This is a genomic window from Flintibacter muris, assembly GCF_943192995.1.
In the GTDB taxonomy this organism is placed as follows: domain Bacteria; phylum Bacillota; class Clostridia; order Oscillospirales; family Oscillospiraceae; genus Lawsonibacter; species Lawsonibacter muris.
Genome location: NZ_CALPCP010000006.1, coordinates 149,774 through 160,260 on the forward strand (window position 1 = coordinate 149,774; position 10,487 = coordinate 160,260).

General features: G+C 59.6%; 9 protein-coding genes. All 9 read left to right on the plus strand.

The genetic code is table 11. The annotated features are described in order from the left end of the window. Positions 1-12 precede the first annotated feature (12 nt). On the plus strand, positions 13-726 hold the full coding sequence (gene pyrH / locus NFS22_RS07890; RefSeq protein ID WP_251317162.1) for a UMP kinase: 714 nt from the start codon (positions 13-15) through the stop codon (positions 724-726). 178 nt (positions 727-904) lie between these two features. After that, a complete protein-coding gene (frr, locus tag NFS22_RS07895) occupies positions 905-1,459 on the plus strand; it encodes a ribosome recycling factor (protein ID WP_251317163.1) in 555 nt (184 codons plus the stop codon). A 28-nt stretch (positions 1,460-1,487) separates the two neighbouring features. Next, positions 1,488-1,661, plus strand: a complete 174-nt coding sequence (locus NFS22_RS07900) for a hypothetical protein (protein WP_251317164.1) — start codon at positions 1,488-1,490, stop codon at positions 1,659-1,661. A gap of 65 nt (positions 1,662-1,726) precedes the next feature. Next, entirely contained in the window at positions 1,727-2,473 is a 747-nt protein-coding gene (locus tag NFS22_RS07905; protein WP_251317165.1) for an isoprenyl transferase, read from the plus strand. A gap of 1 nt (position 2,474) precedes the next feature. Continuing rightward, on the plus strand, positions 2,475-3,293 hold the full coding sequence (locus NFS22_RS07910) for a phosphatidate cytidylyltransferase (protein WP_251317166.1): 819 nt from the start codon (positions 2,475-2,477) through the stop codon (positions 3,291-3,293). 331 nt (positions 3,294-3,624) lie between these two features. Then, on the plus strand, positions 3,625-3,837 hold the full coding sequence (locus NFS22_RS07915; protein WP_251317167.1) for a helix-turn-helix domain-containing protein: 213 nt from the start codon (positions 3,625-3,627) through the stop codon (positions 3,835-3,837). Between the two features lie 79 nt (positions 3,838-3,916). Continuing rightward, positions 3,917-4,981 (plus strand): M50 family metallopeptidase, encoded by a 1,065-nt coding sequence (locus NFS22_RS07920; protein ID WP_251317168.1) that lies wholly within the window; start codon positions 3,917-3,919, stop codon positions 4,979-4,981. 19 nt (positions 4,982-5,000) lie between these two features. Next, on the plus strand, positions 5,001-6,038 hold the full coding sequence (gene ispG / locus NFS22_RS07925) for a flavodoxin-dependent (E)-4-hydroxy-3-methylbut-2-enyl-diphosphate synthase (protein WP_251317178.1): 1,038 nt from the start codon (positions 5,001-5,003) through the stop codon (positions 6,036-6,038). A 62-nt stretch (positions 6,039-6,100) separates the two neighbouring features. Continuing rightward, complete coding sequence (locus tag NFS22_RS07930; protein WP_251317169.1) at positions 6,101-10,225, plus strand: PolC-type DNA polymerase III; 4,125 nt, start codon at positions 6,101-6,103, stop codon at positions 10,223-10,225. The last annotated feature ends 262 nt before the right edge of the window (positions 10,226-10,487 follow it).

Below are 10,487 nucleotides of genomic sequence, written 5' to 3' on the forward strand. Positions count from 1 at the left end.
GTGGTGCTAACAATGGAGCAGCCCAAATTTAAGCGCGTACTTTTGAAGATCAGCGGCGAGGCCTTGGCGGGGGATGCCTCCCGGGGGTTGGACTTTCAAGTCATCGGCCAGGTTTGCGACGTGGTCAAGCGCTGTGTTGAGATGAAGGTACAGGTCGGCGTTGTAGTAGGCGGCGGCAACTTCTGGCGGGGCGTGAAGGATGGTGGCGACGCCATGGAGCGGGTCCGGGCCGACCACATGGGCATGCTGGCCACCGCCATCAACGCCCTGGCCGTGGCCGACGTGCTGGAGCAGAAGGGGGTGGAGGTCCGGGTACAGACCGCCATTGCCATGCAGGCCGTGGCTGAGCCCTACATCCGGTCTAAGGCCATCCGCCATCTGGAGAAGGGCCGGGTGGTCATCTTCGGCTGCGGCACGGGCAATCCCTTCTTCTCCACTGATACGGCCGCCGTGCTGAGAGCCGCTGAGATCGACGCGGATGTCATCCTGCTGGCCAAGAATATCGACGGAGTATACTCCGCCGACCCCAAAAAGGACCCCAACGCCAAGAAGTACAGCCGCATCTCCTACGATGAGGTGCTGGCCCAGCATCTGGCCGTGATGGATACCACCGCCACCTCCCTGTCCATGGACAACAAGATTCCTGTCCTCCTCTTCGCTCTGAAGGACCCGGAGAACATCTACCGGGCTGTGATGGGTGAAACCATTGGAACCATTGTGGAGTGATCAGCCGGGGAGGAGGAAAGCTCATAAGCATTGGGAGAATTTCAGGCTTATCTTAGGCTTGTGCGCCAAAGGCTGGACGGGTATTGAGATCAACGATTTTGTACCGTGGATTGAAACCGGCAACGAAAAATATGATCCTGAGAGAGAAGAAAAGTAACCAAGAAAGGAAGTAATGACTATGAGCCCAGAGATCGTAAGCTATGATGAGAGAATGCAGAAGACCATTGAGGTGGTCAAGTCCAATTTCGCTGCCGTCCGGGCGGGGCGGGCCAACGCCGGCGTGCTGGACCGCATTACCGTGGAGTACTATGGCGCTCCCACCCCTCTGAACCAGGTGGCCAACATCGGCTCCCCAGATCCCCGGACTTTGACCATCCAGCCCTATGACATGTCCCTGCTGAAAGCTATCGAAAAGGCCATCCAGACCTCCGACCTGGGCATCAACCCCCAGAACGACGGCCGTGTGATCCGCCTGGCTTTCCCCCAGCTCACCGAGGAGCGCCGCAAGGACCTGACCAAGCAGGTGCGCAAGTACGGCGAGGAGGGCAAGGTGGCTCTGCGGAACATCCGCCGGGACGCCATGGACGATATCAAGAAGAAGACCAAGAAGTCTGAGCTCACCGAGGACGACCAGAAGAAGCTGGAAAAGGAGCTCCAGGACATGACCGACAAGCGCTGCAAGGACATTGACGACCTGACCGCCAAGAAGGAAAAGGAGCTCATGGCGGTTTGAATCGGCTTTGGTCAGGAGGCAGAAGGGAATGAATGAGTTCATGCCTGAAAAAGAACAGGCAACTGCTTTGATTGAAGAATATGCCAAGCTGCAAAGGATTAAGGCGGCTCCAAATCGGGATGAAGAGATTGACTATCAGATTAAAACGGCAAAGGCCAAATTAGAAGCTCTGGGTATTGTGACCGAAAACCTGGATAAATGAAACAGGCCCCCTTTCACAAGGGGGCCTTTGAATGGAACGATAAACCATAAAAGGAGCGACCGCCCATGGCCCTCTTTTCCAAAAAAACAGCAGTCCAGACCGAGGTAGACCTCTCCCGTCTGCCCCGGCATATTGCCATCATCATGGACGGCAACGGCCGCTGGGCCAAAAATCGCGGCCTGCCCCGTACGGCGGGCCACGCCTCCGGGGCGGAGACCTTCCGCACCATTGCCACCTACTGCAAGGATATCGGCATTGACTACCTCACTGTCTACGCCTTTTCCACCGAAAACTGGAAGCGGCCGGCGGAGGAGGTGGGGGCCATCATGGGGCTTTTGAAAAAGTACCTGCTGGAGGCTATTGGCCAGATGGAGCGGGACCGGGTGAAGATGGAGTTTTTCGGTGATCTGTCCCCCCTGACCCCGGAGCTGCGGGAGCTGTGTGAGCGCACGCGGGAGATTTCCCGGCATTATGAGGGCTGTCAGGTCAACATCTGCCTGAACTACGGGGGCCGGGACGAGCTTGTCCGGGCGGCCCAGGCCTACGCCCGGGACTGCGTTGACGGCAGGGCCGACCCCAACCACCTGAGCCAGGAGCAGTTTGGCGGGTATCTGTTCTCCAGGGGGGTTCCGGACCCGGACCTGGTCATCCGGCCCAGCGGGGAGCTGCGGCTGTCCAACTTCCTGCTGTGGCAGTCCGCCTACGCGGAGTTCTATTTTACAGACGTGCTGTGGCCCGACTTCTCCAAGGAGGAGCTCCACCGGGCCATCGCGGCCTATCAAAGCCGGGACCGCCGGTTTGGAGGTGTGTGATTTGGCAACACGGATTATCGTAGGTCTGGCCCTGGGTCCGGCCTTTCTGGCGGCGCTCTTCTTTCTGCCCCCCGTCGCCCTGGCGGTGATGGTGGCTTTTATTGCGGGGATGGCCTCCTTTGAGCTGCTGCGGGCCGCGAAGGTGGCCCACCACAACGGCATGTATGTCTGTACCGTGCTTGCCGCCGTCCTCATGCCGCTGGGCCACGCCGTTGGATACGGCAGCTGGACAGCCCGGGCAGTGTCCATTCTGCTGATGGCGGCCCTCTTTTTGCCGGCCCTGGGCCGCTACGGAACCCCCAGTGAGATCCGGTTTGAACATATCATTGTCTGCCTCTTTGGCGGCGTTGGGATTTCTGTGTTTCTGTCCGCCCTGGTCCAGCTGAAGGGACTGGAAAATGGCCGGTTTTATGTTCTGCTCCCGGTAATCTGCGCCTTTACCACCGACATTGGGGCCTATTTCTTCGGAGTTTTCCTGGGAAGGCACCGGGGAATCACCCAGGTCAGCCCCAACAAGTCGCTGGAGGGCTACATCGGCGGCATTGTCACCGGCTGTCTGTGCATGCTGCTCTACGGCTGGCTGGTCCAGCGGCTGGGCGGCGTTGAGGTCAAGCTGCCCTTGATGGCCCTCTACGGCCTGCTGGGCAGTATTGTCACCGAAATCGGCGACCTGTCCTTTTCCCTCATCAAGCGCCAGTGCGGCGTGAAGGACTACGGCACTCTGCTCCCCGGCCACGGCGGTATGCTGGACCGCTTCGACTCCACCACCTTCGCCGCCCCCATGCTGCTGCTGCTGGTGGAGATTCTGCCAGCCTTCTAACCCCGTCCCCCGCAGGCAAGCCTCCCTTCGCAAGGGGAGGGGGACCGCCGCCGAAGGCGGTGGTGGAGGGTTTTCCTCGATCGAAGTGCGTTTGTTGCTTTTGGAGAAAACCCCCAGTCACGGCTTCGCCGTGCCAGCCCCCCTTGCGAAGGGGGCCTTTGGGACGGGGGAGCTGTCGGCAAAAGGTGTAAATTTGTTCGGGGATGAAAGGGTTATCAAGGAACATTGTCTTGAGGATATCATTCATAGTAAGCAACTCCTTTACGTGTGGTTTAACCACATCTCTGTTATAGGAGAGGTTTAACCACACGTCAAGGGTTTTGGAAGAAATATGGCAGCTTTTGCGGAACGTGTTAGGGAACTGCGAAAAGAGCGTGGATTAAAGCAGACAGAAATGGCGGAAATTTGCGGAATTAAGGTGCGCAGTTACCAATACTATGAACATGGCGACGGCTACCCGGAGGTCCCCGGGCTGGTTTTTCTGGCGGACTGCTTCGGCGTCAGCCTGGACTACCTGATGGGCCGGAAGGACCAGCGGGAGTAAAAATTCCCCGCCGGGGGGAGTATGAACCGTATTCCGGCGGAATACTTTAGTGGTACCACCTTTTGGAGGTTTCTGTTCTATGCTTTATATCATCATAGCGGTTCTGATTTTTGGTCTTCTTGTGGCCACCCATGAGTTGGGGCACTTTGCCGCGGCCAAGGCGCTGGGGGTAAAGGTGAACGAATTTTCCGTGGGTATGGGCCCCGCCCTGTTCAAGCGGCAGGGGGAGGAGACCCTTTACAGCCTGCGGGCCCTGCCCATAGGCGGCTTCTGCGCCATGGAGGGGGAGGACGACGACTCCGCCGACCCCCGGTCCTTTGGCCGGGCCTCCTGGTGGAGAAAAGTTATCATTCTCTGCGCCGGGGCTTTTATGAATTTTGTCACCGGACTGATTATCATTGCTATTCTCTATGCCCCCGCCGCCGGCTTCCGGGTGGAGGTATACGGCGGGCCCATTGAGAGCTACGGTACGGAGAACTGCGGCCTGCTGGCCGGGGACCGGTTTTTGTCGGTGGACGGCCACAAGGTGCTGGTTTACGGCAACGCCCGGTTCTACCTGGACCGGGCGGGAGAGACCCTGGACTTTGTGGTGGAACGGGACGGCCGGCGGGTGGTGCTGGAGAATGTCCACCTGCCCTATCAGGAGCGTGTGGATGAAAACGGCAATTTCACCCGCCTGCGGGGGCTGTCCATGGCGGTGACGGCGGAGCCCACCAACTTTTTCGGCAAGCTGCTCTACGCCTGGAATACGGCCATTGACTTTGTGCGAACCGTGTGGATCAGCCTGGGTGACCTGGTCACCGGGGCGGTGGGCCTGCGGGACCTGTCCGGGCCGGTGGGCATTGTGGATATGATGGGCGAGGTGGGCAGCCAGTCCCCAACCCTCTTCGATGCGGCCTGGAATTTAGGCTATCTGGCCGCCCTCATTGCCGTCAACCTGGCGGTGATGAACCTGCTCCCCCTGCCCGCCCTGGACGGGGGCCGGGTGTTCTTTCTGCTGCTCAACGGCCTGTTCTATGGGCTGTTCCGGAAGAAAATCGATTCCCGTTACGAGGGCTATGTCCACCTTGTGGGGCTGGCCGCCCTCATGTGCCTGATGCTGATGGTCACCCTCAGCGATGTGGGCAAGCTGTTCGGGCGCTGAATGAGAGGCAGGGAAGATGATGACAAAACAAATCAACGTGGGCGGCGTCCTGATTGGCGGGGGCGCGCCCATTACCATCCAGTCCATGACCAACACCCCCACCCAGAACAGGGCAGCCACCCTGGACCAGATCAAAAAGCTGGCCGCCGCCGGATGTGAGATCGTCCGGGTGACGGTGCCCGATATGGAGGCCGTCCGGGCCCTGGGGAAGATCAAAGAGAGCAGCCCCATACCTGTGGTGGCGGACATCCATTTTGACTATAAGCTGGCCCTGGAGGCGGTGGCCGCCGGGGCGGACAAGGTGCGTATCAACCCGGGCAATATCGGGGGAGAGGACCGGGTGAAGGCGGTGGCCGGGGCATGCCGTTTACATAACGTTCCAATCCGTATCGGCGTAAACGGCGGCTCTCTGGAGAAGCCGATTCTGGAAAAATACGGGAAAATTTGCCCCGAAGGGATGGTGGAATCCGCCTTCGGCCACATCCGACTGCTGAACAAATTTGACTTTGACAATATCTGTGTGTCGTTGAAGTCCTCCAGTGTGCCCGTTACTATGAGGGCCTGTCAGCTGATGAGCCAGACAAGTGATTATCCTTTACACATTGGGGTCACCGAGGCGGGCACCGTGCGCATGGGGACCCTCAAATCCGCCGTGGGTATTGGAGGCCTGCTGGCCCTGGGGATTGGGGATACCATCCGGGTGTCCCTGTCCGCCGACCCGGTGGAGGAGGTGTATGCCGCACGGGAAATTCTCAAGGCCGCCGGGGTGCGGCGGGAGGGCCCGGAGCTGGTGTCCTGCCCCACCTGCGGCAGAACAAAAATTGACCTGATCGCCCTGGCCAATGAGGTGGAGGAGCGGCTGAAAGCTGTGGATAAGCCCATTACCGTGGCCGTTATGGGCTGCGCCGTCAACGGCCCCGGAGAGGCCGCCGCCGCCGACTGCGGTATCGCCGGAGGTACCGGCGAAGGCCTGCTGTTCCAAAAGGGAAAAATCATCAAAAAAGTCCCCCAGGACCTGCTGGTGGATGAGCTGTTTAAGCTGATTGAGACGCTGTGAAAAGGCTCCTTTCAAAAGGAGGCTTGCCGCTTGTGTGGGCAGAACGAGAGGAGACCGATTGAATGTCCCAGAAGATACCAATTTTGCAGATGTTTGCCGCCCTGCGCCAGTGGACTGAGCTGTCCAACGGGGTGGAGGGCTGGCTGATTGCGTCCGCCGCCATTGACAGGGCCAGCCGCAGCGCCAAGATTGTGGTGGAGGGGGCCGCTGGGGCGGGGCCAAATCTGATTGTCCAGGCGGAGGAGACCCTTTGCCGGGCTTATGGGCTGAACAGTGTGAAAATCGAAGTGCTGGAAGCGCCCGCCGCTCCGGTACCGGATGCTTCCGCCGCGCCTGAACCGGCGCCGGCCAGGGTGGAGGAGGAGCCCGACGCCTTCGCCCGCACGGAGGCCATCCGCCGGGCGGCCCTGCAAAAAAGCGCCCGTCCCGCCGCCCCAGCCCCCGCCAAGGGGAGCAAAAAGCCCCAGGGCAAGGCCATTTTTGGCAAACCAGTTACCAAAGCCCCCACCCCTATGGGGGAGCTGGAGCTGGATATGGGCATGGTGGTGGTGGAGGGAGACGTCTTCGCCATCGACAACCGGGAGCTGAAAAAGCGGGGGGCTTGGGTGGTTGCCTTCGACATGACCGACTACACCGGCTCCATCCGGGTGAACAAATTTTTCCCCGGCGAGGAGGGCAAGCCCCTGGTGGACGGCATCAGGAAGGGGATGCACATCAAGGTCCAGGGCCGGTTGAACATGGACCGGTTCTACGGCGACATGGTGCTGGAGCCGGTGGCCGTTACCACGGCTGAGAAAAAGATGAAGGAGGACACCGCCCCGGAGAAGCGGGTGGAGCTCCACCTCCATACCACCATGTCCTCCATGGACGCCCTCACCAGCGTGGGCCCCAAGCTGGGCCCGGACAAAAACGTGGTCAAACGGGCGGAGGCCTGGGGACACCCTGCCATTGCCATCACCGACCACGGCGTGGCCCAGTCCTTCCCGGACGCGTGGCATTCGGCGAAAAAAATCAAGATTCTGTACGGAGTGGAGGCCTATTTTATCAACGACGTGGATGACCGGGTGGCCGTCCACGGCCAGACCGACGCCCCCTTTGAAAGCGAGATTGTCTGCTTCGATATTGAGACCACTGGCCTGAACAAAAAGTATGAGGTTATCATTGAGATCGGCGCGGTCGTGCTGAAAAACGGGGAGATTACCGAAACTTTTAACACTTTTGTGGCTCCGGGGCGTATCCTGTCCCCGGAGATTATCCGCCTGACCGGCATTACTGACGAGATGCTGGAGGGGGCCCCCTCCCAGAAGGAGGCCCTGCGGGCCTTTTTGGACTTTGTGGGAGACCGTCCCCTGGCCGCCCATAACGCCGACTTTGACATGGGCTTTATCGCCGCCGGTTGCCGGAAGTATGGGCTGCCCTTTCATAACCCATCACTGGACAGCCTGATTCTGGCTCAGAACCTGCTGCCTGAGCTGAACAAATATAAGCTGGATATCGTGGCGGAGCACCTTCACCTGCCCGCCTTCAATCACCACCGGGCCAGCGACGACGCGGCCACGGTGGCCTATATGCTGCCCCACTTTTTCAGGAAGCTGGAGGGGCTTGGTTTACATAACCTGTCTGAAATCAATCCCTACATGCCCAAGCTCCGGGGGAAGGGCAAGGCGAAGCGCCAGCCCAAGCACCTGATTGTGCTGGCCAAGAACCAGACCGGCCTGCGCAACCTGTACAAGCTGGTATCTTTGGCCCATCTGGAGCACTTTAAGCGTTATCCCATTATGCCAAAGTCCCTTATCAACGAAAACCGGGAGGGGCTTATTATTGGTTCCGCCTGCGAGGCGGGGGAGCTGTTCCGGGCCCTGGCCGACGGCAAGGACTGGGAGGAGCTGAAGCGCATTGCCTCCTGGTACGACTATCTGGAGATTCAGCCCATCTGCAATAACATGTTTATGCTCCGCAAGGGGATGGTCCGGTCGGAGGAGGAGCTGCGGGACTTCAACCGGGACATTGTCCGCTTGGGAGAGGAGCTGGGCAAGCCGGTGTGCGCCACCGGGGACGTCCACTTTCTGGACCCGGAGGATGAAATCTACCGCCACATCCTGCTGGCCTCCAAGGGCTTTGAGGACGCCGACGAGGATCTGCCCATCTACTTTAAGACCACCGACGAGATGTTGAAGGAGTTTGCCTATCTGGGCAAGGAGAAGGCCCGGGAGGTGGTGGTGACCAACACCAACCTGATTGCCAGCTGGTGCGATCCCATTGAGCCTCTGCCCCAGGGCCTGTTCGCCCCCAAGCTGGAGGACTCCGACGGGGAGCTGAAGCGGCTGGTCTGGGGCAAGGCCCATGACCTCTATGGGGAGAACCCACCCCAGATCGTAGTGGATCGCATTGAGGCGGAATTGGGGGACATCATCCGCTGCAAGTACGACGTGATCTACATGTCTGCCCAAAAGCTGGTGCAGAACTCCCTGGAGCACGGCTATCTGGTGGGCTCCAGGGGGTCGGTGGGGTCGTCCCTGGTGGCATTTATGTCGGGCATCACCGAGGTGAACTCCCTGCCCGCCCACTACCGCTGTCCCAACTGCAAGCATACCGATTTCGACTACGCCCAGGACCCGGACCACCCCTACGGCTGCGGGGCGGACATGCCCGACGCGGTGTGTCCCGTCTGCGGGAGCAAATACGCCAAGGATGGCTTTAACATCCCCTTTGAGACCTTCCTGGGGTTCGGCGGCGACAAGGTGCCCGATATCGACCTGAACTTCTCTGGGGAGTACCAGTCCAACGCCCATAAATACACCTTTGAACTGTTCGGACAGACCCACGTCTTCCGGGCGGGGACCATAGGCACAGTGGCGGAAAAGACCGCCTTCGGTTATGTGAAGAAGTACCTGGAGGAGAAGGGCAAGGTGGCCTCCAAGGCGGAGGAGAACCGGCTGGCTATCGGCTGCACGGGGGTGAAGCGGACCACCGGCCAGCACCCCGGCGGCATGGTGGTCATCCCCCAGGACAAGGAGATTTACGATTTCTGCCCCGTCCAGCACCCCGCCGACGACCCCAACAGCGACATTATCACCACCCATTTTGAATACCACTCCATGGAGTCCAACCTGCTCAAGCTGGACATGCTGGGTCACGATGACCCCACCATGGTCCGTATGCTGGAGGACCTGACGGGCGTCAATGCCCGGGAAATCCCCCTGGACGACCAGGCCACCATGTCCCTGTTTACCTCCTCCAAGGAGCTGGGCTTTGAGAACGACGAGGTGCTGGGCCCCACCGGAGCGGTAGCCATCCCGGAGTTCAACACCCGGTTCACCCGGGGCGTGCTGGAGGAGACCCAGCCCACCCAGTTCGACATGCTGCTGCGCATCTCGGGCTTCACCCACGGCACCGACGTGTGGCTGGGTAACGCCCGGGACCTGATTCTCCAGCAGAACATCCCCGTGGGCCAGTGCGTGGGCTGCCGGGACGACATCATGCTCTTTCTCATCTCCAAGGGGATGGACCCCAAGCGGTCCTTCAAAATCATGGAGGCCGTTCGAAAGGGACGGGGTCTGCCCGACGGGGCGGAGGAAGAGATGAAGGCCGCCGGAGTTCCCGACTGGTATATCGGCTCCTGCAAGAAAATCGCCTACCTGTTCCCGAAAGCCCACGCCGTGGCCTATGTGATGATGGCCTTCCGTATCGCCTGGTTTAAGGTCCACCGCCCCCTGGCCTTCTACGCCGCCTATTTTTCCATCCGGGCCAAGGCCTTTGACGAGGCATTTATGTGCCGTGGAATGGATGTGTGTCAGCAGAAGATGCGCCAGATTGTTGCCAAGGACAAGGAGGCCACCGCCGTGGAGCAGGACATGCTCACCACCCTGGAGGTGTGCTACGAGTTCTATCTCCGGGGCTTCCAGTTCGACCGGATGGACCTGTACAAGTCCCAGGCCATTCATTTCGCTGTGGACGAGGAGAAGGGCACCCTTCGGCCCCCTTTTGTCTCAGTGGCGGGACTGGGGGAGACCGCCGCCGTCTCCCTGGCTGAGCAGCGGGAGGGGAAGCAGTTTATCTCTATCGAGGAGGTCTCCGCCGCCTGCCCCAAGGTGTCCAAAACCCATATCCAGCTGCTGAAAGACGCCGGCGCCTTCGGTGACCTGCCCGAGACCAGTCAGATGGATTTGTTTTCTATGTTTGGGTAAAAACAGACGGGCGGCTGTCCAATCAAGGACAGCCGCCCGGTTGTTGGAGATTAACTGAGACAGAACGCGTATCTGCCTGCCCCGTTTTTTGAGTTCAGTTCGGCAGGTCGTGCCACTGGCCGTCTTTTGGGTCTAAATATCTTCCATTCTGAACCAAAACCGTTCTGGAATCTTGAACTCCAAATTCAGAAGCTGTACCAATAGATAAAAAGGTGCTATAATGAGGGTATGATACAGAAAAATGAGAGACGCAGGTATGCGA

What these genes read in the sequence shown, in the direction of transcription:
- pyrH (WP_251317162.1), top strand. Translation starts at nt 13, where the DNA reads ATGGAGCAGCCCAAATTTAAGCGCGTACTTTTGAAGATCAGCGGCGAG.
- frr (WP_251317163.1), top strand. Translation starts at nt 905, where the DNA reads ATGAGCCCAGAGATCGTAAGCTATGATGAGAGAATGCAGAAGACCATT.
- NFS22_RS07900 (WP_251317164.1), top strand. Translation starts at nt 1,488, where the DNA reads ATGAATGAGTTCATGCCTGAAAAAGAACAGGCAACTGCTTTGATTGAA.
- NFS22_RS07905 (WP_251317165.1), top strand. Translation starts at nt 1,727, where the DNA reads ATGGCCCTCTTTTCCAAAAAAACAGCAGTCCAGACCGAGGTAGACCTC.
- NFS22_RS07915 (WP_251317167.1), top strand. Translation starts at nt 3,625, where the DNA reads ATGGCAGCTTTTGCGGAACGTGTTAGGGAACTGCGAAAAGAGCGTGGA.
- NFS22_RS07920 (WP_251317168.1), top strand. Translation starts at nt 3,917, where the DNA reads ATGCTTTATATCATCATAGCGGTTCTGATTTTTGGTCTTCTTGTGGCC.
- ispG (WP_251317178.1), top strand. Translation starts at nt 5,001, where the DNA reads ATGACAAAACAAATCAACGTGGGCGGCGTCCTGATTGGCGGGGGCGCG.
- NFS22_RS07930 (WP_251317169.1), top strand. Translation starts at nt 6,101, where the DNA reads ATGTCCCAGAAGATACCAATTTTGCAGATGTTTGCCGCCCTGCGCCAG.